The following is a 23,272-nucleotide window of genomic DNA, read 5'->3' as shown; positions in this document are numbered from 1 at the left end:
TTATTCCTCCATCACGCCTTTGCGGCCCATCAGACCCCGCGGACGGGTCAGAAGAACGATGATGGCGACAAGGTAGATGATGATCTGGTTGATGCCCGGGATCGTGGTGGTCGCCCAGGTGGTCGAGGCAAAGCTTTCAAGGATGCCCAGAAGGAACCCGGCCAGAACCGCGCCGGGCAGCGAGCCCATGCCGCCGACTACGACGACCACGAAGCTGAGCACAAGGAAATCCATGCCCATGTGATAGTTGGGCGGGTTCAGCGGCCCGTACATCACACCAGCGAGGCCAGCCACGGCGGCTGCGATGCCGAACATGATGGTGAACCGTCGGTCGATGTTGATGCCCAGAAGGCCCACGGTTTCTCGGTCGGCCATTCCGGCGCGCACGACCATGCCGAAGGTGGTGAACTGCAGGAACGAGAACACGCCTCCGATGATCACGACCGCGAACAGGAAATAGACCAGACGCCAGATCGGATAGATGATCGCGTTGGGATCGAACCCCAGCGCCACGCCCAGATCGACGGACCCGCTCAGTGCCGCAGGCGGCGGGGTCTGGATCGGGTTGGCGCCGAAGAAATACTTGATGATCTCTTGCAGAACGATGGCCAGGCCGAAGGTCACAAGGATCTGATCTGCATGGGGACGCTTGTAGAAATGCTTGATCAGGCCGCGTTCCATCACGTAGCCGACCATCAACATGATCGGGATGGCAAACAGGATGGCCAGTGGCACGGACCAGTCGATGATGGTCGCGCCCAGTTCGGGGCCGAACCAGCTTTCGACATAGGGGGTCTTCACCTTCAGCGGGTTGCCCAGAAAGTCGGTCTGGGTCTCGTCGACCACCTCGTAGCTGAGGTTGAAGATCTTCTGAAGCGTGACGGCACAGAAGGCGCCGATCATGAACAGGGCCCCGTGGGCAAAGTTCACCACGCCGAGCGTGCCGAAGATCAGCGTCAGTCCCAGCGCGATCAGCGCATAGGCCGAGCCCTTGTCCAGCCCGTTCAGAATTTGCAGTAGGATTGCGTCCATTGTCCTTACCTTTGACTGGTCCCGGCAGCTCTCCCCGGTCGTCTGACCGGAGAGAGCCGTTTTGAGGACTCAGGGGTTTTCTTGCGAAAAACCGAGTGTCGGGGTTACGCGCCCGGGTTGCACTTGCCCAGTTCGCCGCCGGCGAACATCGGGTGATCCGGATCGTACTCGACCTGCGCCCGCGGAGTGATCTCGACGATCTCCAGCGTGTCATAGGCGTTGGTCGGGTTTTCGTTGCCGCGCACGACCAGCACATCCTTGAAGCACTGGTGGTCGGCACCGCGATACCAGGTCGGGCCGTTGCCCAGACCGTCGAACTCGAAGTCCTCGAGAGCTTCGACCACGCCGCACGGGTTGAAGGTGCCTGCGCGCTCGCAGGCATCCGCGTACAGCAGTACCTGGGCATAGCAAGTCTGAGCCGAGTTCGACGGCGGCTTGCCGTACTTCTCGCCGAAGGACTTCACGAAGGCCTTGGTGCCCTCATCCTGCAACTGCCAGTTCCAGTTCATCGAACCCAGAACGCCTTTGATGTTCTCGCCGGCGCCGGCGGCCATCAGTTCCGAGTACAGCGGAACGACGATCTTGAAGTCCTTGCCGTTTACGACCTTGTCGAGCAGGCCGAACTGGATCGCGTTTGTCAGCGAGTTGACCATGTTGCCGCCGTAGTGGTTCAGAACCAGCACGTCCGCGCCCGAGTTCAGAACCGGCGCGATGTAGGACGAGAAGTCGGTCGAGGCCAGCGGGGTCTTGACGGTGTTGACCGTCTCCCAGCCCATCGCCTCGGTCGACGCCACGATCGACTCTTCCTGGGTCCAGCCCCAGTTGTAGTCGGCGGTCAGGTGATAGGCGCGGCGTTCCGTGCCCATTTCCTTGGCCAGCACCGGCGCCAGAGCGGCACCCGACATGTAGGCGTTGAAGAAGTGACGGAAGCCGTTCGCCTTCTTGTCCTTGCCGGTGGTGTCGTTGGCGTGGGTCAGGCCGGCCATGAAGATCACGCCCGCCTCCTGGCAGAGGCCCTGAACCGCAACGGCCACGCCCGAGGACGAGCCGCCGTTGATCATGATCGCGCCGTCTTTTTCGATCATCGACTTGGCCGATGCACGGGCAGCGTCGGACTTGGTCTGCGTGTCGCCGGTGACGAACTCGACCTTCTTGCCAAGGATGCCGTTCCCCTTCAGCGCCTTCGACGTGAAGGTGTTCAGGCAGCCGCCGTCGCCTTCACCATTCAGATGCTCGACCGCCAGCTGCTGCGCCAGCAGTTCGTCATTGCCTTCTTCGGCATAGGGGCCGGTCTGCGGCACGTTGAAGCCCAGCGTGACTGATCCGCCAGTGGGTTCGTTGGTATAAGCCGCGGCCGACGAGGCCGTGAAGATCGTCGGCAATGCCAGACCGGCGCTTGTGACGGCACCAGACTTCAGCACGCCGCGACGCGTGACAGATTTGTTTGACATGAATTCCTCCCAATTAGCAGGCTACGCCCTCGGGCTCCTCTTCCGTCGGGTAAAACGCAACCTGCGCAGGGCAAGTATGAGGGGCAGAATGAAAATTCCCCAACAAGTCCCTAGAAATGAAATATTATTTTGTAAATTCTTGAACTCTTTGATTTATGAATTTGTAAATTTTTGGAACTGGAAGATGATAAGCTGCTCATTGGAAAGGATGAGTCAGAAAATCCCGTTTCGATACAAGCATCGGGTGTCTCGATGCAACCGCCAGTCCCACGCCGTCCGATGTCCGGCCGTTGATGCTCGGGGCATCGCATGATCTCCGGGCACTCAACCTTTGCCTGAATTTCCTCGCAGAATCGAGGGCAAACGCAAGGGACCACCTGGACAAATCCGGTGTGCAAAATCCATCTGTGTTCTGATTTGCGGAAGAAAATGGTGGGCGACCCTGGAATCGAACCAGGCGTGCGTCTCCGCGAGGGAGTTACAGTCCCCTGCCACACCTTGCGGCCTGTCGCCCACTGTCAGGCGTTGCACCTGACGTGGAGGCGTGATTACTAGCGCTCAAAAGGAGCGTCAACAGGAAAATTCCGCTTTGGCGCAGGAAACATTGTTCCCGGCCCGGAGGCCAGTAAAATGAAGAAACCGAAGTGGGTGATCGAGAAAGAGCAGGCGCGCAAAGCGGCGGCTTCCGAAACCGTTTGGTTGTTCGGATTGCACGCCGTGCGTGATGCGTTGATGAACCCCAAACGGCAGAAACTGCGCCTGATCGTGACCCGCAACGCGCAGGACAAGCTGGCGGATGCGATCGCGGAATCGGGCATGCAGGCTGAGCTCGTCGATCCGCGAAAATTCAACGCGCCAATCGACTCGGGCTCGGTGCACCAAGGCGCGGCGCTTGAAGTCAAGCCGCTGGAATGGGGCGGTCTGGCCGAGAATTGCATCGGGCGCGAAAACCCTCGGGTGCTGCTGTTGGACCGCGTGACCGATCCGCACAATGTGGGCGCGATTCTGCGCTCGGCCGAGGTTCTTGGCGCCAGCGCGGTCATCGGCACGCGCCACCACTCTGCGCCGGAAACCGGTGCGCTGGCCAAGACCGCCAGCGGTGCGTTGGAACGCCAGCCCTATCTGCGGGTGCGTAACCTGGCTGATGCGATCGTCGAGTTGCAGAATATGGGGTTCCTGGTTCTGGGCTTGGATGGTGAGGCCGAACAGACCATCGAGGCCGCTTTGGAGGGCAAGCGCGATCGGCCGGTTGCGCTGGTTCTGGGCGCCGAGGGGCCGGGGTTGCGGCAAAAGACCAAGGAAACGGTGGATATGCTTGTCAAAATTGACGCAGCGGGCGGTTTCGGATCGCTGAACGTCTCAAATGCCGCGGCGATTGCCCTATATGCTTCTCAGCCGCATTGAGAGGATAGACCCATTCCCACCCCATCCAAGATTGCTACGTGCTGCTACTGCGGAACCCGCGCGGCGCTGGTCCTCAAGGGGCGCCAGCGGCACGAACTCAGCTGTTCCAGTTGCGGTGCCCCACTGCATAACCTGAAGATGATCCCTGTAAAAAAGGCTTCGGATCCACAGCCGCGACACAGCATTCCAATGCAAAAGCCCAAAAAGAAGAGCTACAAGAAAAGGAAAAAAGGCCTTTTCTCGCGCGTTCTGGACGAAGCTTGGGATGTGATCGAGGACGTGTTCGACTGAGCCCTTTCCGACACGACCCTTCACAACTGCGTCAAATGGGTTTCGCGGCGCGTCAAAAGTTGCATCTTATAGCGTCTGTAAAACACAACCCGTGAAATCTGATGCTATCCCGACGATCCGTACTTGCCGGTCTTACCTTTTCAATCGCTTGTCCGCTGACATTGCGGGCGCAGACCGCCCCGGTATTCTATTCCGCAAAAGGTGCGGCCATTACCGGTTATGACGCGGTCAGCTATTTTCGAGATGGCGGCCCGGTTCAAGGGCGACCCGACATTGCGGTGATGTGGAAGGGCGCTACCTGGCGGTTTGCCTCGCAGGAGAACCGAGAGGCGTTCGAACTTAATCCGCGTGCCTACGCGCCGAGGTTCGGCGGATATTGCGCCTATGCCATGGCCTATGGCGAGCTGACAAGCACGGACCCGATGGCGTGGAAAATCGTAGGCGGCAGGCTGTATCTGACGCATTCCCTCGAGATCGAAAGGATGTGGCTGACGGACACGGCCGGCTTCATCCAGAAAGCCGAGAAAAACTGGCCGGCGATCCTGTACGGTTGACAGGCAGATTCCCGCTTATCCGCTCTTGTCACCACAAAAATGCGCGCAGCCCCTTTTTTTTCCTCAACTCATGCCTAAATGTCACAGTGACCGCGGAACGGAACTGCCGCGGGTCATTTCACTGTCCCTCGTTCCAACAACTGGCGCCCAAGGTATCCTTGGGCGCTTTTTTCTTTTCCAAGTCAGGGCTAGGCTGCAGCCATGACTGAGTATTCCGATGACTTCCTCAGATCCGTCCTGAAACGCACCAAGGTGGTTGCGGTCGTTGGCGTGTCGATGAACCCGGTGCGGCCCAGCTACTATGTTGCGCGCTACTTGTCGCTCAAGGGGTACAGGGTGATTCCGGTCAATCCCGGCCATGCCGGAGCCGATCTTTTTGGGGAAACCGTTCGGGCCTCGTTGTCCGAAATCAGTGAACCCGTTGACATGGTGGATATTTTCCGCAGGTCCGAAGCCGTTCCTCCGATCGTGGATGAAGCGCTGGCTGCATTTCCCGACCTGCGCACGATCTGGATGCAGATCGGCGTCGAAAACGCCGAGGCCGCCGCGGTGGCGCAGGCACGCGGTGTCGATGTCGTCATGAATCGCTGCCCCAAGATCGAATATCAGCGCCTGTTCGGCGAGCTGCGCATGGGCGGGTTCGCCACCGGCATCATCTCATCAAAACTCTGACCGCTCAGTTGACCGCCACGGCGTTGATTTCCGCAAGCTGCTCTTGCCGCCGTTTCTCCAGCACGATGTCGCGCGGGACCCAGTCATAGCGCGTGTCCTCGCGCAAAGGACTCCAAAACAGGACCCCTCCATAACGCCATGGGTCCAGAACGACACCGTCGTACATCGAATCACCGCGTCGGCTGATTATTGCCGTGCTGTGATCGATTCGGAACGGGTTGTCGGCGTTGGCGATCGCGCGGTGCAGGGTCAGCGTGCGAAAGTTCTCCTGCTTCAAGCGCCGTTCGATGTCTTCGGCCCAGTGCCAGCACAGCCCGCGCGGGCGCAGTCCTTTGTTGACCTTGGCGTTATGGATCAGAGGGGGGTCTGTGATCTGGTATTCCTGCGCCAGCTGCGCGGTATAGGCATAGGTGACGCGGGCCGCGCGCTGGGCCTCTTCCGGGTCGACCTCGGGCCCCAGCGCCTGGATCTGCGCTGCAAGCCGCGCGACGTCGTCGCTGCGAGCGGGCGGCGCGGATGAGCATGCGCCAAGCCCCAGAATGGCCAGCGTCGTCAGTGCCCAGATCATGGGTTTGAACATGCCTGTGTCCCTTGTCGCCCCTGCGCCCGGCAGGCGCTTCGGTCAATCAGTATAGGGCGCGGACGCTATTGGTGAAAGCCGGGTCTCAGCCCCGGTCGCGTGCGGCCTTTTCGGCGATGCCGCTGGTGCCCTGCCGCCTGGCAAGCTCGGCCAGAACGTCTTCCAGCGCCACGTCGCGCGCGGCCAGCATGACCAGCAGGTGATACAGCACATCGGCGGCCTCGGATGTCAGCCGGTCGCGGTCACCCTTCACGGCTTCGATGATCGCCTCCACGGCCTCTTCGCCAAACTTCTCGGCGCATTTCTCGGGGCCTTTGGACAGCAGCTTGGCGGTCCAGCTTGATTCGGGGTCCGCGCCCTTGCGGGATGCGATCGTGGCGGCCAGCTCGTTCAGTATGCTCATGTCAGCCTCATGGGGATACCCGCGGATGCCATGTGCTCTTTGGCCTCGCGGATCGTGTATTCGCCGAAGTGAAAGATCGAGGCCGCAAGCACCGCGCTGGCTCCGCCTTCGGTCACGCCTTCGACCAAATGATCCAGATTGCCCACGCCGCCCGAGGCGATCACCGGCACGTCGACCGCATCCGAGATGGCGCGCGTCAGCGGAATGTTGAACCCCGCCTTGGTGCCGTCGCGGTCCATCGAAGTCAGCAGAATCTCACCCGCCCCCTTGGCGACGACGGTCTTGGCGAACTCTACCGCGTCGATGCCGGTGGGTTTGCGTCCGCCGTGGGTGAAGATCTCCCATTTGCCGGGGCTGACGGTTTTGGCGTCGATGGCGCAGACGATGCACTGGCTGCCGAACTGGTCGGCAGCTTCGGCGATCACGTCGGGGTTGGCCACGGCGGCCGAGTTGAAGCTGACCTTGTCGGCCCCCGCCAGCAACAGCGCGCGCACGTCTTCCTTGGTGCGCACGCCGCCACCCACCGTCAGCGGTACGAAGCACTGCTCGGCCGTGCGCTGAACCACGTCGAACATGGTGCCGCGGTTTTCGTGGGTGGCGTGGATGTCGAGAAAGCATATCTCGTCAGCGCCGGCGGCGTCATAGGCCTTGGCCGATTCCACCGGATCGCCCGCGTCGCGCAGGCCCACGAAATTCACGCCCTTGACCACGCGGCCATCGGCGACATCCAGACAGGGAATGATGCGGGTTTTCAGCATGGTTTGTCCTTTGTTGCCGCACCTCTACCGGCAAAGCCCCGCCGATGCCAGAGTTGTGATTGTGCTGCGCCCGGAACCTCGTGAAACTGAAGCGGATTTCAGCAGGAGGTGAAAACCATGCGCAACTTGTTTCTTACAACCGCTTTCATTCTGTCCGGTGCGACTTGGGCGATGGCTGACGACATCATCAAGGTCCCGACCGACAAGTCCGTGACCGAGGCCATCGACGCGCTGCAGGCCGCCGTCGAAAATGCAGGCGCGACCGTATTTGGCCGCGTTGACCATGCGGCCGGTGCGCACAAGGTCGACATGACGATACCGCCCAATCAGGTTTTGATCTTTGGAAACCCGGCCCTGGGAACGCCCGCCATGCAGATCGACCCGCGTGCGGGATTGTTCCTTCCGCTCAAGGTGCAAGCCTATGAGGATGCCGACGGCCAGGTCTGGTTGGCCTACGAGGATCCCAAGGAAACCATGGACGAGCTTGATGCGGTGGAAAAATCCCCCGTGATCGACAAGATGCGCGGTGCGTTGAGCAAGCTGACGGATGCCGCAGCCAACTGATCGGCCTCATATCTGAGAGGTGCGCGCGATCCGTTTCATGCAATTGCGCACGATCAGAATGTGAAAGGGCATGATGACCGTCAGATAGATCCGTCCCAAACGATTGTGAGTCCGCACCCAGGTTGCCATGACTATGCGGTCTTTGTCGCGATGCACGGCGATGCGGAAATCCAGATGGCGGTCATCGAATCCCACGATGACCTCTGTCTCATCCCTGTAGGTCACGGGAAAAATCGCGCTGGTGCCTGCGTCGGGCGAGCCATTGTCGGTGTTCAAGTGCTTGCCGCCCTTCAAGCCGAATGGGGCAACGATTGCGTTCCGGATCCCCATCAGGATCTTCACCCACCCCGGCATGGTCAGACCGATTTTCATTGCGTCAAACGGTGCAAGGTCGCTTTGGACCGAGTACCCATCAACGAAATCACCCGGAGTGTACAACGACCACAATTCAGACTGCTCGGGCAGAACCTGTTTGCGGACCCCTTGCAATAGACTAACCCTTCAACGCCGCGAGGGCGTCGCGCAGATCCAGCGCGCCGTCGTAGAGTGCGCGGCCTGAAATCGCGCCGTTCAGGTTTGCGCCGCAGTCGCGCAGGGCTATCAGGTCGTCCAGCGAGCTGACCCCGCCGCTGGCGATCACCGGGATCGAGACTGCACGGGCCAGATCGGCCGTGGCTTCGACATTGGGGCCTTGCATCGCGCCGTCGCGGTTGATGTCGGTGTAGATGATCGCCGCCACGCCCGCGTCTTCGAAGCTGCGCGCCAGGTCGGTCACCATCACGTCGGTTTCCTCGGCCCAGCCCTTGGTGGCGACACGTCCGTTGCGCGCGTCGATGCCGACGGCGACCTGGCCGGGAAAGGCCTTGGCTGCCTGACGGACCAGATCGGGGTTTTCCACGGCAACCGTGCCCAGAATCACCCGGGCCAGGCCTTTGTCCAGCCAGGTCTCGATAGTGGCCATGTCGCGGATGCCGCCGCCCAACTGGGCCGGTACGTCGCAGGACTTCAGGATCGCCTCGACCGGGGCGGCGTTCACGGGTTCCCCGGCGAAAGCGCCGTTCAGGTCCACCAGATGCAGCCATTCGCAGCCGGCCTCGACAAAGGCGCGGGCCTGGGCGGCGGGGTCTTCGTTGAAGACCGTGGCCTTGTCCATCTCGCCGCGCAGAAGGCGCACGGCCTGGCCGTCTTTCAGGTCGATTGCGGGATAGAGGATCATGTCGGGCGGCCTTTTCGTGACTGGTACTGGCGCGGGATATGGCACAGGCGGGGCAGGGGATGCAACGCGACGCAAAGTCAATCTTGCCCGAACGGGTGCCGGCGGTCAGACTGCCTGCAAAACAGGGAGGATACCATGAACAAACTTGCTCTGGCCGCTGCGGCTGCACTTGTCACCTTGGCCACCGGCGCGCGCGCGGATGACCCGGTCGACGGGCTTTGGAAAACCCAGCCGGGGGATACCGGCGGATATCTGCACGTCTCGATCGGGCCTTGCGGCAGCGCCGTTTGCGGCACCATCGACAGCGCCTTCGACAAGGACGGAAACCAGCAGCTGGATTACGAGAACCTGGGCAAGAACATCATCTGGGACATGGTCGCGGATGGCGGCGGCAGCTATAGCGGCGGCAAGATCTGGGCGCCGGACCGGGACAAGACCTACAATTCCAAGATGTCGCTGGACGGTCAGAACAAGCTGACGGTCAAGGGTTGCGTCGCGGGCGGCCTGATCTGTCGCGGTCAGACCTGGACCCGCGCACAGTAACCGGTCAGGGGGCCCAGGTCAGGAAGTTCCCGATCATCCGCAGGCCCACATCCTGGCTTTTTTCAGGGTGAAACTGCATCCCGATCATCGTGTCTCGGCCGATCACGGCCGTGACCGGCCCTCTATAGTCCACATGGGCCAGGCGTTGCGCCGGATTGGCGACGCGGAAATGGTAGGAGTGGACGAAATAGACGTGGTCGCCTGAGGCGACGCCGTTGAACACCGGGTGCTCGCTCTCGATCACCAGATCGTTCCACCCCATATGCGGAACCTTCAGCGCCCGGTCTTCGGGCTCGATCCGCACCACGTCCCCGGTCACCCAATTCAGGCCCGGCGTGTCGGTATATTCGCGGCCCGTGGTCGCCATCAGCTGCATGCCGACGCAGATGCCCAGAAACGGGCGGCCCTTCTGCTCGACCGCTTCGACCATCGCATCATGGATGCCCTTGTGCCCGCGCAGCTCGGCCGCGCAGGCGGGAAAGGCGCCGTCGCCGGGCAGCACCAGCCGGTCGGCGCGCGCGACGACATCGGCATCCGAGGTCACGACGACCTCACCCGCGTCCAGCTCGCGCGCCATGCGTTGAAACGCCTTTTCCGCCGAGTGCAGGTTGCCGCTTTCGTAGTCGATGATCGCGGTCAGCATCTATAGCGCGCCCTTGGTGGACGGAATCGCATCCCCCTTGCGCGGGTCGGTCTCGACCGCATGACGCAGGGCGCGGGCGACGGCCTTGAACGCCGCTTCGGCGATGTGGTGGCTGTTGAAGCCGTGCAACTGGTCGATATGCAGGGTGATGCCGCCATGGGTGGCCAGCGCCTGAAAGAACTCGCGCACCAACTCGGTGTCGAAACTGCCGATCTTGGGCGTCGGCAGGTCCACGTTCCACACCAGAAACGGTCGGCCCGACAGGTCCAGCGCGCAGCGCACCTGCGCATCGTCCATCGGCAGATGGCACTCGCCATACCGCCGGATGCCTTTCTTGTCCCCCAGCGCCTGCGTCAGCGCCTGACCCAACGCGATGCCGGTGTCCTCGACCGTGTGGTGGTCGTCGATATGATAATCGCCTTTGGCCCGGATCGTCATGTCGATCAGCGAATGCCGCGCCAGCTGGTCCAGCATGTGATCGAAGAACCCCACACCGGTCTGGTTGTCATAGGTGCCGGTGCCGTCGAGGTTGACCTCGACCGTAATCGCGGTCTCGGCGGTCTTGCGGCTGATCGAAGCTGTGCGCATTGGCGAAATCCTCTTGCTACAGGGGCGCTTATAGACGGGGACGGGCGGCCTTATCCAGCCCGATCATTGCAATCGCAGCAAACTGTTGCAGGGGATTGCGCCCGGGCGCGGGGCGTGCCAGCCTGCGCCAAACGGAAGCAACAAGGCCACGAAATGTCCACCTGCGTTTTCATCCAGATCCGCTGCAAGCCCGGCACCACCTACAAGGTGGCCGAAGAGATCGCTCTGCGCGAAATCCACTCGGAACTCTACTCCACCAGTGGTGAATATGACCTGCTGCTCAAGCTTTACATCCCCGAAACCGAGGATGTTGGCCATTTCATAAATGAACACCTTCTGGTCATTCCGAACATCGAACGGTCGTTGACGACAATGACCTTCAAGGCGTTCTAAGGCTCAGCCAAGTTCGAACGTCGTCACGCCGAACACGCGGTTCAGGTCGATATCCGGCTCGTGGTCGGAATACATGCGCGCGGTTTCAAAGACTTTTTCCAGGCCCAAAGCGTCAGCCAGTTCAAAGGCCGCCGCGTTGGGCTGTGGCATGTCGACATAGACCTCAGAACTGCGGTGATCAGCGGGAACTTCAGCCAGAACCGCAGCTAAAAGCGCCTGCGCGATGTCCGGATCGTCGGCGAACAGCGGCCCTACCTTGTAGCCATTCAGGCAGGGGCGCAGAGTTGCATACCCGGCGATGCGACCTTTGTGGATACAAGCTCGCGAGATGTGGCCCGGTGCGCTCAGCCACTCCGTCAGAAAGGCATCCCGATGCGCGGGGAACAGGGCACGGTCATAGGTGCGAAGGTCTTCGGTCAGGCCACCGAGGGGCGCAACCTCGATACTGGTCTTGGGTAGGCTGGAGAGGATGCCTGACACTGTGCCGGAGAACCGATAATTGTTGTAGGCGAAGACAAAGCCCGACTTGCGGTAGTTGTCCTGTTGTTCGACCACCCCGTCCAAACCCATGTTTCGCCCCGTACAATGCGCCAGGGCGTGCTGGGCGATTTCCAGACCATGACCGGATCCGCGAAACTCGGGCCGCACGATATAGAAACCCAGAAACGAAAACGCGTCGTCGTAGTTCACGGCTGAAACCGAGGCGATCATCTCGCCATCCAGAAACCCGCCCAGAAATCCGTCGGGGTCGGTCGAGCGGAAACAGATTGCGTCCTCATGACCCGGGTTCCAGCCCTCGCGCCCGGCCCAATCCACTGCGTGGCGCAGTTCTTCGGCGGTCAGCGTACGGATTTGGTAGTCTGACATCGGGGCATCCATCTGACTGCTGCATGTCAGAACAGAATGGCGTAGGACCGACCGATCCGCCAGTGCTTGTTGTGGGAAGGTGGATATCTGGAGCGGGCGATGAGATTCGAACTCACGACCCTAACCTTGGCAAGGTTATGCTCTACCCCTGAGCTACGCCCGCAATCAGATATCTTGTGCGACCTTTCGGTCCTCGTTGGAGCGGGCGATGAGATTCGAACTCACGACCCTAACCTTGGCAAGGTTATGCTCTACCCCTGAGCTACGCCCGCGCCGTCGAGTGAGGCGTGAACTATAAATTCTGGCGGAAAGCTGCAAGAGGAAAAACGCACTTGGCCGGAAAAAAAATTGCGACGGAAAAGGTGTGCTGAGCCGTTGAAACCTACAGCCACGGATATTGACAACGGTGGAGACGGAGGGATGAACAAGGTTGAGAACATAAAACTGACTGCGTTGGTCGGAGCCATGCTTCTGAGCCTCTTTGCAGGTCAGTTGAGAAACGAGCAAGCCTATGAAGTTAATGATATTTTCAAACTTCCGCCCGAGGTCAATTCTCTCGAACTGAGTGGGTAACAGCGGTTTCGTTCGAAGGCCAAATTTTGCCGTATTCGATAACTAGTATATGCATAATGCGAAATTTCTGCTCAAACTTGTGCCGGTTGGCGCAAGTATTTGGATACCTAAAAGGGGATTGGCATGCATTGGTTTATTTCTATGTCACGGGTTGTGGCGACATCTTTGTTGCTGGCCGGGGCAGTTAGCTTCGTTGCGGTGTTGGCTACGCCAGATATCGCCATAGCCAAGAACGGGAATGGCAATGGTGGCGGAAATGGTAACGGTGGTGGAAACGGAAATAGTAACGGTGGCGGCAACGGAAATGGCAAAAGCGCCGAAAAATCCAGTGCCAGCCTCGGAGGATCTGCGCGCAGCACGAAGGGTGGGACCGGCCAGGGCAAGGGTTTTCTCGCCGGTCTCGGTCTCGCTAAACCAAAGGCACAACGAAAGAACACCAAAACTACATCACGGACCAAAGGGCAGAACGGTTTTGCAGCCAAACTCGACGAATTCTTCACTGGAAAAAAGAAAGTCGAGAAGCCGATCCGTAAAGCGCGGGTAGCGGCGGCAGTTGTCGAGGAGCCGTATGTCAAACCAATCAAGCACGGCAAAATCGCGTCGGAGCTCAAGGGCTTGAATGCCGCGCACGCCAGCCAGAATGCCCTGATGAATGCGGCCCCGAACAGCATGCCGGGCAAGCTCTACAGCTATCAGCAGAGTATACTTGGTTTCTCTGGCGCGACAGAGGAGCTTGAAATGCGCGAACAGGAATTGTCCGAACTGGAAGGTCTGACCGAAGCGGAGATCGAGGACCAATTTGCGCCAACTGAAGAAGAAGCAGCCGAGGGCATCACCGCACAGGACAAATACGAGGATGCCGTGGCCGAAGCGGAGCAGGCTGTGACCGAAGCCGAAGAAGCCTTGGCAGGGGCGGATGATCCGCAGGAAGCACTTGATACCTTGACCGGTGGCCGTGACTTGTCCGATCCGGCTCTTCATGAACTGCACGATTTGTTGGGCTTGCCAGCGCCGATCGAGGAAGAGGTTTCGATTGACAGCACGCCGGAACAGTTGCCGCAACAGCCTGTCGCGGAGTCCAGCGACGGTTGAACTAGCCCGCTCGGATGAAAAAAGGCGCGCCTGATGGCGCGCCTTTCTGTGTTTTAACGGTTTTATTCCAACTCGACCAAAAGATCCTTGGCGTCGATCTGGCCGCCGGGCTGGACATGCACCGCCTTCACGGTGGCGTCGCGCTCGGCATGGATGCCGGTTTCCATCTTCATCGCCTCGATGGTCAGCAGAAGGTCGCCTTCCTTGACCTCCTGCCCGGCGGTCACGGCGACGGTCGAGACCACGCCCGGCATCGGCGCGCCGACATGGTTGGCGTTGCCCGGCTCGGCCTTGGGCCGCTGAATGGTCGAGGCTTGGACCATCCGGTTGGGCACCCGGATGACGCGCGGTTGGCCATTGAGTTCAAAGAACACTTTGACCTCGCCATTCTCGTCCGTCTCCCCAATAGCCTGGCAGCGGATTTCCAGCGTTTTGCCCGGGTCGATCTCGGCCGAGATCTCCTCTCCCGGCTCCATTCCGTAAAAGAAGGTGCGGGTGGGCAAGGTGCGTACCGGGCCATAGATGCGGTGACGGCCCATGTAGTCCAGGAACACCTTGGGATACATCAGGTATCCGTTCAGGTCCTCGTCATCGACCTCCATGCCTTCCAGCTGTTTCGAGAGCTCCGCGCGGGTGGCCTCCAAATCAACCGGAGGCACGTCTTTGCCCGGCCGTTCGGTGTTGGGCTTTTCGCCTTTCAGCACCTTGGTCACGATCGTTTCGGGGAAACCGCCCGGAGGCTGGCCCAGATTGCCGCGCATCATGTCGATGACTGAATCGGGGAAGGCCACGTCGGTCGAGGGATCCTCGACCTGGTCGCGAGTCAGGCCCTGGCTGACCATCATCAGCGCCATATCACCCACCACTTTCGAGGACGGCGTCACCTTGACGATGTCACCGAACATCTGGTTCACGTCCGCATACATCTGCGCCACCTCGTGCCAGCGTTCCTCCAGCCCCATCGATCGCGCCTGCGCCTTGAGGTTGGTGAACTGGCCGCCCGGCATCTCGTGCAGATAGACCTCGGAGGCGGGGGCCTGCAGTCCGGATTCGAAGGCCGCGTATTGGCCGCGCACCGCCTCGAAATAATCGCTGATCTCGCGGATCGCCTTGATGTCCAGACCGGTGTCGCGGTCGGTGTGGCGCAAGGCCTCGACCACGGTGCCCAGCGTCGCCTGGCTGGTGTTGCCCGAGAAGCTGTCCATCGCGCAATCCACCACGTCCACGCCCGCCTCGCTGGCGGCCAGGATGGTGGCGCTGGCGATACCGGCGGTGTCGTGGGTGTGGAAATGGATCGGCAGGCCGACCTCTTCCTTCAGTGCGCGGATCAGCACCCGCGCGGCGGCGGGTTTCAGCAGGCCGGCCATGTCCTTGAGGCCCAGAACATGGGCGCCGGCGTCGCGCAGTTCCTTGGCCATGCCGACATAGTATTTCAGGTCATACTTGGCGCGGTTCGGGTCGAGGATATCGCCGGTATAGCAGACGGTGCCTTCGCAGATCTTGCCGTTCTCGATCACCGCATCCATCGCCACGCGCATGTTCTCGACCCAGTTCAGCGAGTCGAAGACGCGGAACACGTCGATGTTCTGCGCGGCCTGGCGCACGAATTCCTGCACTACGTTGTCGGGATAGTTGGTATAGCCCACCCCATTGGCACCGCGCAGCAGCATCTGGGTCATCAGGTTGGGCATGGCCTCGCGCAGGTCGCGCAGGCGCTGCCAGGGGCATTCCTGCAGGAAACGATAGGCCACGTCGAAAGTCGCCCCGCCCCAGCATTCGACGCTGAACAGCTGCGGCAGGTTCGCGGCATAGCTGGGTGCGACGCGGATCATGTCGATCGAGCGCATCCGGGTGGCCAGCAGCGACTGGTGCCCGTCGCGCATGGTGGTGTCTGTGATCAGCAACTGGCGCTGGGCCTTCATCCAGTCGGCCACGGCCTGCGGGCCCTTCTGTTCCAGCAGGTTGCGCGTGCCCATCAGCGGTTCCGCCTTGGGCGCGGGGGGCTTGGGTTCCTTGAGGTCGGCACGCGGCCGCGGGCGATCCTTGGTCTCGGGGTGCCCGTTCACCGTTATGTCGGCGATATAGGTCAGAACCTTGGTGCCCCGGTCGCGGCGCTTCTTGAACTGAAACAGCTCGGGCGTCTCGTCGATGAACTTGGTGGTGTATTCGTTCGACAGGAAGGTCGGGTGCTTCAGCAGGTTTTCGACAAAGGCGATGTTGGTGGAAACACCGCGCACGCGGAACTCTCGTAGGGCGCGGTCCATCCGGGCAATCGCCTTTTCCGGCGTCGGCGCCCAGGCGGTGACCTTGGTCAGCAACGAGTCGTAATACCGCGTGATCACCCCGCCGGCATAGGCCGTGCCGCCATCCAGCCGGATGCCCATGCCCGTGGCCGAACGATAGGCCGTGATGCGCCCATAGTCGGGGATGAAGTTGTTGAGCGGGTCTTCGGTGGTCACGCGCGTCTGCAGCGCGTGGCCGTTCAGGCGGATTTCGTCCTGGCTGGCCTTGCCGGTGGCCTCGGCCAGGGTCTTGCCCTCGGCAATCAGGATCTGCGCCTGCACGATGTCGATGCCGGTGACCTCTTCGGTCACTGTGTGTTCGACCTGGACGCGGGGGTTTACCTCGATGAAGTAGAACTTGCCGGTCTCCATATCCATCAGGAATTCGACCGTGCCGGCGCATTCATAGTTCACATGCGCGCAGATGCGGCGGCCCAGGTCGCAGATCTCGGCGCGTTGCTCTTCGGTCAGATAGGGGGCAGGGGCGCGCTCCACGACCTTCTGGTTGCGGCGCTGGACCGAGCAGTCACGTTCGTACAGGTGATAGATCTGCCCGTGTTTGTCGCCCAGGATCTGCACCTCGACATGGCGGGCGCGGGTGATCATCTTTTCCAGATAGCCCTCGCCATTGCCGAACGCGGCCTCGGCCTCGCGACGGCCTTCCAGAACCTTCTCTTCCAACTCGTCTTCGGAATAGATCGGGCGCATCCCACGGCCGCCACCGCCCCACGACGCCTTGAGCATCAGCGGATAGCCGATCTCGGCCGCTTCCTTGCGGATCGCGTCCATGTCGTCACCCAGCACCTCGGTCGCCGGGATCACCGGCACACCGGCGGCAATCGCCACCTTGCGGGCGCTGGCCTTGTCGCCCAGGGCGCGCATAGTTTCGGCCTTGGGGCCAATGAAGGTAATGCCGTTCTGAACGCAGGCATCCACGAAATCGGGGTTTTCCGACAGCAGGCCATAGCCCGGGTGGATGGCGTCTGCGCCGCTTTCCTTGGCGACGCGGATGATCTCGTCGATCGACAGATAGGCCGCGACCGGGCCCAGACCCTCGCCGATGCGATACGCCTCGTCCGCCTTGAACCGGTGCAGGCCCAGCTTGTCCTCCTCGGCATAGACGGCAACGGTGCGTTTGCCCATCTCGTTCGCGGCGCGCATCACGCGAATGGCAATCTCACCCCTGTTGGCGATCAGGATTTTCTTGAAGTCAGTCATGGCAAGTCCCGGTCTTTTTCATTTGGCCGTGTTAATAGACCGAGATTACGCGCAGATATATCTGTAGTTCTGGGTAGAACCGGCATGTTATCGCTCGCAAACGCCGCCTATTGCGGCGTTTTATGGCACATGCTGCATCGCGGCATCAATGTTTGCGTTAACATTCGGCAGATCTTTTAGCGTTGCGGCGCCCAGTTGTCCCATATTTGCAAGCATATCCTGCCGCAGAATGTCGATGACATGGGCCGGGCCGCGCTTGCCCAATGCTGCAACGCCATAGAGGAAAGCCCGCCCGAGCATGACCAGATCGGCGCCCAAGGCCCGCGCCCGCAGGATGTCCAGCCCGCCCGAGATCCCGCTGTCGAAGATCAGCGGCAGGTCGGTGGTGGCGCGGATGGCGGGCAGCATGTCGATGCTGGCCGGCGCGCCATCGAACTGGCGACCACCGTGATTCGACACCCACAGAGCGTCGATCCCGGCCTGTTTCAACCGCTCGGCATCCTCGGGGCGCAGCACGCCCTTGATAATGAACGACCCCTGCCAGTGGTCGCGCAGCCATTTGACGTAATCCATGCCCGGAGAGGTCCTGAGCAGGTATCCGATATGCGCCGTGGGCGGCAGGTTGGCGGTGCCGTCGATATATCTGTCCAGCGTGCGCATCCGGGGCTTGCCGTGACGCGCCATGCCCCAGGCCCAGGCCGGGCGGGCGGCGATCTGCGCCAGCAGGCGTGGCGTCAGGCGCGGCGGATGGGTCAGGCCCGAGCGGGTCTGCCGTTCCCGGCGCGAGGCCACGGGCACATCGACGGTCAGCACCAGCGTCCCGAACCCGGCGGACCGGGCGCGGTTCAGCAGGTCGGCGCGAATCTCGGGGTCTTTGGGCGGGTACAACTGGAACCAGGCGTCGGGGCTGATATGCGGGGCCATGTCCTCGGGGCTTTGGCTGGCGACGGTGGACAGAACATAGGGTATGCCCGCCTGCGCAGCGGCGCGCGCCATCAGCGTCTCGGCCCCCGGCCAGACCAGTCCGCACATCCCGATCGGGGCCATGCCGAAGGGCAGCGGATGGTCGCGCCCCAGAAAGCGGGTGCTGGTGTCGAATTCCAACGGGCCCTTCAGGATGGCGGGCAGAAACCCGATCCGGTCCAGCGCTGCCCGGTTGCGTTTCAGCGCGGTCTCGGCCCCGGTGCCGCTGTCGACATAGTCCCAGACAAAGCGCGGCAGCCGACGGCGTGCGCGGCGCTTCAGATCCTCGATGCTTGGATAGGTGCTGTGCAGGTCCATGCAGATTGATCCGACCTGCCGCGCGATTCGGCAAGGGTTTCAGTCGGATGCAACCCGCACCTGACGGCTCAACCATCGCTACGAAAGAAATTCGCAAAACCGTGCGAACAAGCCGTGAACAAACCCTTTCCCTCGGCGCACTTCCGGCTTAGTTTGGGCGGATGAGCAGTTTCGATGAAAATGACGCCTTCGAGGGCGCCTCGCTGTCGGCCCGCGCCATGGCCGCGCTTCGGCCCGAGGCGGACTACTTGAATGAATTGAACCCGGCGCAGCGGGAAGCGGTCGAGCTGTTGGATGGCCCGATCCTGATGCTGGCCGGGGCGGGCACCGGCAAGACCAAGGCCCTGACCACCCGCATTGCGCATCTGCTGAACACCGGGCGGGCCCGCCCGAACGAGATCCTCGCCGTGACCTTCACCAACAAGGCCGCGCGCGAGATGAAGGAACGGGTCGGCCGCCTGCTGGGCCAGCCCGCCGAGGGGATGCCGTGGCTGGGCACCTTCCACTCGATCTGCGTCAAGCTGCTGCGCCGCCATGCGGAACTGGCGGGGCTGAAGTCGTACTTCACCATTCTGGATACCGACGACCAGTTGCGATTGCTCAAGCAGTTGGTGCAGGCCGCCAATATCGACGACAAGCGCTGGCCTGCGCGGATGCTGGCCGGCATCATCGACGACTGGAAGAACCGCGCCCTGACGCCCGACAAGGTGCCCACCGCCGATGCCGGGGCCTACAACAACAAGGGCGTCGAGCTTTACGCTCAATACCAGACCCGCCTGCGAGAGTTGAACGCGGTGGATTTCGGCGACCTGCTGTTGCACATGGTCACCATCTTCCAGACCCACCCGGACGTGCTGGAGCAATACCAGCGCTGGTTCCGCTATATCTTGGTGGACGAGTATCAGGACACCAATATCGCCCAGTACCTGTGGCTGCGGCTTTTGGCGGGCGGGCACAAGAATATCTGCTGCGTCGGCGACGACGACCAGTCGATCTATGGCTGGCGCGGGGCCGAGGTGGGCAACATCCTGCGGTTCGAGAAGGACTTTCCCGGCGCCCATGTGGTGCGTCTGGAGCAGAACTACCGCTCGACCCCGCATATTCTGGCCGCCGCCTCGAACGTGATCCGTGGCAATGAAAGCCGTCTGGGAAAGGAGTTGTGGACCGACAAGCCCGGGGGCGAAAAGGTCCGCCTGATCGGCCACTGGGATGGTGAGGAGGAGGCCCGTTGGATCGGCGAAGAGATCGACGCCATGCAGGGCGGCACCCGTGGCGTGCGACCGATGAACCTGGACGAAATCGCCATCCTTGTGCGCGCCAGCCATCAGATGCGCGCCTTCGAGGACCGGTTCCTGACCATCGGCCTGCCCTACAAGGTGATCGGCGGCCCTCGATTCTATGAACGGATGGAGATCCGAGATGCCATGGCCTATTTCCGGCTGGTGGTCAGCCCCGAGGACGATCTGGCTTTCGAGCGGATCGTGAACACGCCCAAGCGCGGCTTGGGCGACAAGGCGCAGCAGACGATCCAGCGCACCGCGCGCGAACATGGCGTGTCGCTGGTTCAGGGCGCGCGGATCGCTGTGGAGCAAGGGCTGATCAAGGGCAAGGGCGGCGCGGCTCTGCGTGAACTGGTAGAAGGGCTGGCGCGCTGGAACGCGATGACCCGCGGCCCCCGGATCGAGATCGAGGATGATGCGGTCATCGACGACGGAACCGCGCCCGTGCGCTATGGCCCGCCCGAGGTGTCGCATATCGAACTGGCGCAGATCGTGCTGGACGAATCCGGCTATACCGCCCACTGGCAGAACGACAAGACGCCGGAGGCTCCGGGGCGGTTGGAAAACCTGAAGGAACTGGTCAACCAGCTGGACAATTTCGAGAACCTGCAAGGGTTCCTGGAGCATGTCAGCCTGGTGATGGACAACGAACAGGACAGCGGCGGGCCCAAGGTCTCGATCATGACCCTGCACGCGGCCAAGGGGCTGGAGTTTCCCGCCGTCTTCCTGCCGGGGTGGGAGGACGGTCTGTTCCCCTCGCAACGGTCGATGGACGAAACCGGCCTCAAGGGGCTCGAGGAAGAACGGCGGCTGGCCTATGTCGGCATCACCCGCGCCGAAGAGGTCTGCACCATTTCCTTCGCCGCCAACCGGCGCGTGTTCGGGCAATGGCAGAACGCGATGCCCTCGCGTTTCATCGACGAGTTGCCCGAGGATCATGTCGAGGTTCTGACGCCTCCGGGCCTCTATGGCGGCGGCCAGATGTCGGCAGGTATCGAAACCCGCGCGGCGCAGGCCAATGTCTACAACTCGCCGGGCTGGAAACGGATGCAGGCGCGGCAGGGGCAATACGGCATGTCGCAGCCGCGTGAATCCCGCAACACCGTGATCGACGCGACCGCCGTGGCCAGCTTTACTCTGGGCGAGCGGGTGTTCCACCAGAAGTTCGGCTATGGCGGCGTGGTCGGGATCGAAGGGGACAAAGTCGAGGTCGAGTTCGACAAGGCCGGAACCAAGAAGGTCGTCGCGCAGTATCTATCCGCAAAAGACGATGTGCCGTTCTAGGCTAGGGAAGGGCAGCGACCGACCAGACGGTTGTCGGGTTATTTCAGCGCTGCTTCCAACCGTGCATAGCTGCAGAAACAGCGCTTTGCATATTCGACTTTTCTGATGGAGTCGGTGGCGAGACCCGCAGCTTTGCCACAGTCCTCGCGCGCGGCTCCGGCCATCTGAAAGGCCGGGCTGTTGCGCCCTGAACCTTCCAATTGGGTCCGGCGTGCAGAGGCCTCGCCAAGCCTTTGCATCAGGTCGTTCTGCAATTCGTCGCCCACTGCTGCTTCGGTCAGCTGAACATCTCGATAGCTTCGGCAGGCTGCCAGTATTTCGGCCAAACCGACCGTGACGCGCCGGTTTCGACGATCGGCGGTCGCGACTGCGATCAGCAGATCCGATTTGCCACGGCTCGAGATACTCCCGATCTCATCCACCGGCACACCTGCTGCGATCAGCGCGCGGGCAACCGTATTGGCGCGTCGCTGGCCGAGGCCTTGATTGTAACCCTTCGATCCGACCGCGTCGGTGTATCCCACAACCACCGTTGGCTTGTAGCTGTTGATGGCCTTCAACCGCTCAGCGATTTCAGCGACTTGTTGCCGGCCTTCGGCATCAAGCTGGTCCGAGTCAAAGTTGAAATTCAAACAACTCAAACCCGTTGCAAAGCCTTTGGGATCGCTGGCTGAAGTAGGGTCTGGAAACCAAACCTGCCTCCGCTACTTCCCACTCAAAGAATTGGGCTGGGACGAAATAAATGAAGGGTGTTCTCGAGTATTTTGATCCGGTTGCGGCAGATGGGCGACCTCCGTCGCAGTCGTGCTCGCGGGCGCGCCCTAGCACTACCTTATGTACAACAGGGTGCAGATTCTGATGCGCGTGAAGACCCAGCCGACTGCAGAAACACGTGCGACCAGCCCCTGGACATCTTCTGTGCCCCTGAGGGCTATAAGGGTTCGGAGTAACACCCGACGCCGTTCCGTCTGGTGCAAATTCTCATGAACTCCCGATCCTTGCCTGCAAACGACCCCGATATTCAAACGGTTGACTGGACGCCGACACGGTCCGCGGGGCTGAAACGGCTTGAACAGTTTGTTGGTCGGTCCGGGCAGGCATATGCCGATACGCGAAACTTCGATCTCGGTCCGGCAGATCGCAGCAACACAACGGCATTGTCGCCATGGATCCGGCACCGTCTGATAACCGAGGTCGACGTCCTGAGCGCGGTGCTGACGCGCCACAACCCGGTTGAATGCGAGAAATTCGTGCAGGAAGTTTTTTGGCGCGGCTATTTCAAGGGCTGGCTTGAGCAGCGTCCCAGCGTTTGGGCGTCCTATCTGCAGGATCTCGACAGCGCGTTGCAGAACCCCGGATCAGATTACGAGGATGCCATTTCCGGTCGAACCGGAATCGACTGTTTCGACGCCTGGGCCGCCGAATTGGTTCAAACCGGATATCTGCACAATCACGCCCGGATGTGGTTTGCTTCGATCTGGATATTCACGCTGGGCTTGCCATGGCAACTGGGCGCGGATTTCTTCCTGCAGCACCTTATGGACGCCGATCCAGCTTCGAACACACTAAGCTGGCGCTGGGTGGGTGGCCTTCACACCAAAGGCAAAACCTATCTCGCCCGCGCGGAGAACATTGCCCGCTACACCAATGGTCGTTTCCATCCTAAGGGGCTGGCGGCTACAGCGATCCCACTGACTGAGAGCGTCGCTCATCCGGTTTGCCCAATACCGCCTTTAGCCGCACCACCGGACGGGCCCTTCCTGCTTTTGCTGACCTTGGAGGATGTCGGCGGGGCAGCATTGATGCCACATGAACCCGAGGCAGTTGTCGGATTGCACGGTCCGGTCGATTCACGGTCAGCTCGGCCACAGACCGATTTCGCATTCGGTGCGCTCGGTCACGCTTTGGCCAAGTGGCGACAGGATCCAATTGCTGTGCGTGACTGGGCGGAACCCCTGCTGAACAAGGTCGAGGCGACGGGTGTTCGGCGGATTGTTACGCCTTATGCACCCATTGGGCCGGTCCGCTCGGCATTGGACGCCGCCGAGCCGTTGCTGATCTGGCAAGGGATCGAGGTGATCCGCGTCCGGCGTGGCTATGACAGTCTGGTTTGGCCGCATGCGACCCGTGGGTTCTTTGGTCTGAAAAAACAGATCCCGCAATTTCTGAAAGACCTTCACCTTACAGAATAACCCGCTGGTGGGTTTTCGGTTGTTCTCGAATAGTCCGCCCTTGGTGAAACAAAAAACGGCGGTTCCCAGGGAGGAGGGAACCGCCGTTCTTGTCAACATCAGAGCAGGGAG

23 protein-coding genes and 3 tRNA genes are annotated in these 23,272 nt (G+C 61.2%); 10 read left to right on the top strand and 16 right to left on the bottom strand.

All coding sequences use genetic code 11. From position 1 onward, the window contains the following. The 3 genes from ACR0LD_RS08400 to ACR0LD_RS08390 form a co-directional block, all read right to left on the bottom strand. Complete coding sequence (locus ACR0LD_RS08400) at positions 1–1,032, bottom strand: branched-chain amino acid ABC transporter permease (RefSeq protein ID WP_170340251.1); 1,032 nt, start codon at positions 1,030–1,032, stop codon at positions 1–3. Between the two features lie 104 nt (positions 1,033–1,136). Beyond that, the gene (locus ACR0LD_RS08395) at positions 1,137–2,483 is read right to left on the bottom strand and encodes a substrate-binding protein (RefSeq protein WP_093964815.1); all 1,347 of its coding nucleotides are present in this window, start codon (positions 2,481–2,483) and stop codon (positions 1,137–1,139) included. A 430-nt stretch (positions 2,484–2,913) separates the two neighbouring features. Next, a tRNA-Tyr gene (locus tag ACR0LD_RS08390) sits at positions 2,914–2,997 on the bottom strand. A gap of 116 nt (positions 2,998–3,113) precedes the next feature. Between ACR0LD_RS08390 and rlmB the strand changes: the two genes are divergently transcribed. From rlmB to ACR0LD_RS08375, 3 genes are all read left to right on the top strand, one after another. Further along, complete coding sequence (gene rlmB, locus ACR0LD_RS08385) at positions 3,114–3,887, top strand: 23S rRNA (guanosine(2251)-2'-O)-methyltransferase RlmB (RefSeq protein WP_170365706.1); 774 nt, start codon at positions 3,114–3,116, stop codon at positions 3,885–3,887. Positions 3,888–4,279: 392 nt separating this feature from the next. Continuing rightward, positions 4,280–4,732 carry a YHS domain-containing (seleno)protein gene (locus ACR0LD_RS08380; RefSeq protein ID WP_480636448.1) on the top strand — a complete coding sequence of 151 codons (453 nt, stop codon included), beginning with the start codon at positions 4,280–4,282 and terminating at the stop codon, positions 4,730–4,732. A gap of 201 nt (positions 4,733–4,933) precedes the next feature. After that, positions 4,934–5,404 carry a CoA-binding protein gene (locus ACR0LD_RS08375; RefSeq protein WP_170390994.1) on the top strand — a complete coding sequence of 157 codons (471 nt, stop codon included), beginning with the start codon at positions 4,934–4,936 and terminating at the stop codon, positions 5,402–5,404. A gap of 4 nt (positions 5,405–5,408) precedes the next feature. Here ACR0LD_RS08375 and ACR0LD_RS08370 read toward each other — a convergent pair whose 3' ends face one another. From ACR0LD_RS08370 to hisF, 3 genes are all read right to left on the bottom strand, one after another. Then, a complete protein-coding gene (locus tag ACR0LD_RS08370) occupies positions 5,409–5,984 on the bottom strand; it encodes a hypothetical protein (RefSeq protein ID WP_244952321.1) in 576 nt (191 codons plus the stop codon). An 85-nt stretch (positions 5,985–6,069) separates the two neighbouring features. Continuing rightward, positions 6,070–6,387 (bottom strand): phosphoribosyl-ATP diphosphatase, encoded by a 318-nt coding sequence (locus ACR0LD_RS08365; RefSeq protein WP_170357264.1) that lies wholly within the window; start codon positions 6,385–6,387, stop codon positions 6,070–6,072. Next, positions 6,384–7,145 carry an imidazole glycerol phosphate synthase subunit HisF gene (gene hisF / locus ACR0LD_RS08360; protein WP_170340259.1) on the bottom strand — a complete coding sequence of 254 codons (762 nt, stop codon included), beginning with the start codon at positions 7,143–7,145 and terminating at the stop codon, positions 6,384–6,386. Before hisF ends, ACR0LD_RS08365 begins: the two co-directional genes overlap by 4 nt. 171 nt (positions 7,146–7,316) lie before the next feature. Between hisF and ACR0LD_RS08355 the strand changes: the two genes are divergently transcribed. Next, a complete protein-coding gene (locus tag ACR0LD_RS08355; protein WP_480636854.1) occupies positions 7,317–7,709 on the top strand; it encodes a DUF302 domain-containing protein in 393 nt (130 codons plus the stop codon). Positions 7,710–7,715: 6 nt separating this feature from the next. Here the strand turns inward: ACR0LD_RS08355 and ACR0LD_RS08350 are convergent, their stop codons facing one another. Beyond that, the gene (locus ACR0LD_RS08350) at positions 7,716–8,198 is read right to left on the bottom strand and encodes a DUF2867 domain-containing protein (protein WP_480636445.1); all 483 of its coding nucleotides are present in this window, start codon (positions 8,196–8,198) and stop codon (positions 7,716–7,718) included. 4 nt (positions 8,199–8,202) lie between these two features. Then, positions 8,203–8,925 carry a 1-(5-phosphoribosyl)-5-[(5-phosphoribosylamino)methylideneamino]imidazole-4-carboxamide isomerase gene (hisA, locus tag ACR0LD_RS08345; RefSeq protein ID WP_170365717.1) on the bottom strand — a complete coding sequence of 241 codons (723 nt, stop codon included), beginning with the start codon at positions 8,923–8,925 and terminating at the stop codon, positions 8,203–8,205. 135 nt (positions 8,926–9,060) lie between these two features. Between hisA and ACR0LD_RS08340 the strand changes: the two genes are divergently transcribed. Beyond that, positions 9,061–9,468: a DUF2147 domain-containing protein gene (locus ACR0LD_RS08340; RefSeq protein WP_480636443.1), complete on the top strand. Its 408-nt coding sequence runs from the start codon at positions 9,061–9,063 to the stop codon at positions 9,466–9,468. Between the two features lie 4 nt (positions 9,469–9,472). On the opposite strand, the gene hisH is transcribed toward ACR0LD_RS08340, so the two are convergent. Continuing rightward, positions 9,473–10,111, bottom strand: coding sequence for an imidazole glycerol phosphate synthase subunit HisH (hisH, locus tag ACR0LD_RS08335; RefSeq protein WP_170371555.1), 639 nt, complete (start codon positions 10,109–10,111; stop codon positions 9,473–9,475). Next, positions 10,112–10,699, bottom strand: a complete 588-nt coding sequence (hisB, locus tag ACR0LD_RS08330; RefSeq protein WP_170357270.1) for an imidazoleglycerol-phosphate dehydratase HisB — start codon at positions 10,697–10,699, stop codon at positions 10,112–10,114. Between the two features lie 153 nt (positions 10,700–10,852). On the opposite strand from hisB, the gene ACR0LD_RS08325 reads away from it, so the two are divergent. Next, positions 10,853–11,092: an Lrp/AsnC family transcriptional regulator gene (locus ACR0LD_RS08325; RefSeq protein WP_050602861.1), complete on the top strand. Its 240-nt coding sequence runs from the start codon at positions 10,853–10,855 to the stop codon at positions 11,090–11,092. 3 nt (positions 11,093–11,095) lie between these two features. On the opposite strand, the gene ACR0LD_RS08320 is transcribed toward ACR0LD_RS08325, so the two are convergent. The 3 genes from ACR0LD_RS08320 to ACR0LD_RS08310 all read right to left on the bottom strand — a co-directional run bounded on the left by ACR0LD_RS08320 (position 11,096) and on the right by ACR0LD_RS08310 (position 12,231). Continuing rightward, on the bottom strand, positions 11,096–11,959 hold the full coding sequence (locus ACR0LD_RS08320; protein WP_480636440.1) for a GNAT family N-acetyltransferase: 864 nt from the start codon (positions 11,957–11,959) through the stop codon (positions 11,096–11,098). Positions 11,960–12,047: 88 nt separating this feature from the next. Continuing rightward, positions 12,048–12,122 (bottom strand) — tRNA-Gly (locus ACR0LD_RS08315). Between the two features lie 34 nt (positions 12,123–12,156). Further along, a tRNA-Gly gene (locus ACR0LD_RS08310) sits at positions 12,157–12,231 on the bottom strand. 148 nt (positions 12,232–12,379) lie between these two features. Here ACR0LD_RS08310 and ACR0LD_RS08305 point away from each other — a divergent pair. Together ACR0LD_RS08305 and ACR0LD_RS08300 are read left to right on the top strand one after the other, a co-directional pair. Next, positions 12,380–12,532, top strand: coding sequence for a hypothetical protein (locus ACR0LD_RS08305; RefSeq protein ID WP_170340270.1), 153 nt, complete (start codon positions 12,380–12,382; stop codon positions 12,530–12,532). 123 nt (positions 12,533–12,655) lie between these two features. Continuing rightward, positions 12,656–13,624 (top strand): hypothetical protein, encoded by a 969-nt coding sequence (locus ACR0LD_RS08300; protein WP_480636438.1) that lies wholly within the window; start codon positions 12,656–12,658, stop codon positions 13,622–13,624. Between the two features lie 62 nt (positions 13,625–13,686). Here the strand turns inward: ACR0LD_RS08300 and ACR0LD_RS08295 are convergent, their stop codons facing one another. Both ACR0LD_RS08295 and ACR0LD_RS08290 read right to left on the bottom strand, forming a co-directional pair. Then, a complete protein-coding gene (locus tag ACR0LD_RS08295; RefSeq protein WP_480636436.1) occupies positions 13,687–17,124 on the bottom strand; it encodes a pyruvate carboxylase in 3,438 nt (1,145 codons plus the stop codon). 120 nt (positions 17,125–17,244) lie between these two features. Next, a complete protein-coding gene (locus ACR0LD_RS08290; protein WP_480636434.1) occupies positions 17,245–18,405 on the bottom strand; it encodes an alpha-hydroxy acid oxidase in 1,161 nt (386 codons plus the stop codon). A 161-nt stretch (positions 18,406–18,566) separates the two neighbouring features. Between ACR0LD_RS08290 and ACR0LD_RS08285 the strand changes: the two genes are divergently transcribed. Further along, a complete protein-coding gene (locus ACR0LD_RS08285; protein ID WP_480636432.1) occupies positions 18,567–20,969 on the top strand; it encodes an ATP-dependent helicase in 2,403 nt (800 codons plus the stop codon). Positions 20,970–21,007: 38 nt separating this feature from the next. Here the strand turns inward: ACR0LD_RS08285 and ACR0LD_RS08280 are convergent, their stop codons facing one another. Further along, a complete protein-coding gene (locus ACR0LD_RS08280; RefSeq protein ID WP_480636430.1) occupies positions 21,008–21,601 on the bottom strand; it encodes an OmpA family protein in 594 nt (197 codons plus the stop codon). Positions 21,602–21,952: 351 nt separating this feature from the next. Here ACR0LD_RS08280 and ACR0LD_RS08275 point away from each other — a divergent pair, with 351 nt between their 5' ends. Then, positions 21,953–23,161: an FAD-binding domain-containing protein gene (locus ACR0LD_RS08275; protein ID WP_480636428.1), complete on the top strand. Its 1,209-nt coding sequence runs from the start codon at positions 21,953–21,955 to the stop codon at positions 23,159–23,161. Positions 23,162–23,272: the final 111 nt, after the last annotated feature.

It is taken from the genome of Ruegeria sp. BF8, from assembly GCF_056538625.1.
This window is presented reverse-complemented; position numbering and strand designations above follow the sequence as displayed.

What these genes read in the sequence shown, in the direction of transcription:
- hisF (WP_170340259.1), bottom strand. Translation starts at nt 7,145, where the DNA reads ATGCTGAAAACCCGCATCATTCCCTGTCTGGATGTCGCCGATGGCCGC.
- ACR0LD_RS08395 (WP_093964815.1), bottom strand. Translation starts at nt 2,483, where the DNA reads ATGTCAAACAAATCTGTCACGCGTCGCGGCGTGCTGAAGTCTGGTGCC.
- ACR0LD_RS08370 (WP_244952321.1), bottom strand. Translation starts at nt 5,984, where the DNA reads ATGTTCAAACCCATGATCTGGGCACTGACGACGCTGGCCATTCTGGGG.
- ACR0LD_RS08400 (WP_170340251.1), bottom strand. Translation starts at nt 1,032, where the DNA reads ATGGACGCAATCCTACTGCAAATTCTGAACGGGCTGGACAAGGGCTCG.
- ACR0LD_RS08285 (WP_480636432.1), top strand. Translation starts at nt 18,567, where the DNA reads ATGAGCAGTTTCGATGAAAATGACGCCTTCGAGGGCGCCTCGCTGTCG.
- ACR0LD_RS08290 (WP_480636434.1), bottom strand. Translation starts at nt 18,405, where the DNA reads ATGGACCTGCACAGCACCTATCCAAGCATCGAGGATCTGAAGCGCCGC.
- ACR0LD_RS08340 (WP_480636443.1), top strand. Translation starts at nt 9,061, where the DNA reads ATGAACAAACTTGCTCTGGCCGCTGCGGCTGCACTTGTCACCTTGGCC.
- hisB (WP_170357270.1), bottom strand. Translation starts at nt 10,699, where the DNA reads ATGCGCACAGCTTCGATCAGCCGCAAGACCGCCGAGACCGCGATTACG.
- ACR0LD_RS08275 (WP_480636428.1), top strand. Translation starts at nt 21,953, where the DNA reads ATGAACTCCCGATCCTTGCCTGCAAACGACCCCGATATTCAAACGGTT.
- rlmB (WP_170365706.1), top strand. Translation starts at nt 3,114, where the DNA reads ATGAAGAAACCGAAGTGGGTGATCGAGAAAGAGCAGGCGCGCAAAGCG.
- ACR0LD_RS08325 (WP_050602861.1), top strand. Translation starts at nt 10,853, where the DNA reads ATGTCCACCTGCGTTTTCATCCAGATCCGCTGCAAGCCCGGCACCACC.
- ACR0LD_RS08320 (WP_480636440.1), bottom strand. Translation starts at nt 11,959, where the DNA reads ATGTCAGACTACCAAATCCGTACGCTGACCGCCGAAGAACTGCGCCAC.
- ACR0LD_RS08375 (WP_170390994.1), top strand. Translation starts at nt 4,934, where the DNA reads ATGACTGAGTATTCCGATGACTTCCTCAGATCCGTCCTGAAACGCACC.
- ACR0LD_RS08380 (WP_480636448.1), top strand. Translation starts at nt 4,280, where the DNA reads ATGCTATCCCGACGATCCGTACTTGCCGGTCTTACCTTTTCAATCGCT.
- ACR0LD_RS08300 (WP_480636438.1), top strand. Translation starts at nt 12,656, where the DNA reads ATGCATTGGTTTATTTCTATGTCACGGGTTGTGGCGACATCTTTGTTG.
- ACR0LD_RS08295 (WP_480636436.1), bottom strand. Translation starts at nt 17,124, where the DNA reads ATGACTGACTTCAAGAAAATCCTGATCGCCAACAGGGGTGAGATTGCC.
- hisA (WP_170365717.1), bottom strand. Translation starts at nt 8,925, where the DNA reads ATGATCCTCTATCCCGCAATCGACCTGAAAGACGGCCAGGCCGTGCGC.
- ACR0LD_RS08355 (WP_480636854.1), top strand. Translation starts at nt 7,317, where the DNA reads ATGGCTGACGACATCATCAAGGTCCCGACCGACAAGTCCGTGACCGAG.
- hisH (WP_170371555.1), bottom strand. Translation starts at nt 10,111, where the DNA reads ATGCTGACCGCGATCATCGACTACGAAAGCGGCAACCTGCACTCGGCG.
- ACR0LD_RS08365 (WP_170357264.1), bottom strand. Translation starts at nt 6,387, where the DNA reads ATGAGCATACTGAACGAGCTGGCCGCCACGATCGCATCCCGCAAGGGC.
- ACR0LD_RS08305 (WP_170340270.1), top strand. Translation starts at nt 12,380, where the DNA reads ATGAACAAGGTTGAGAACATAAAACTGACTGCGTTGGTCGGAGCCATG.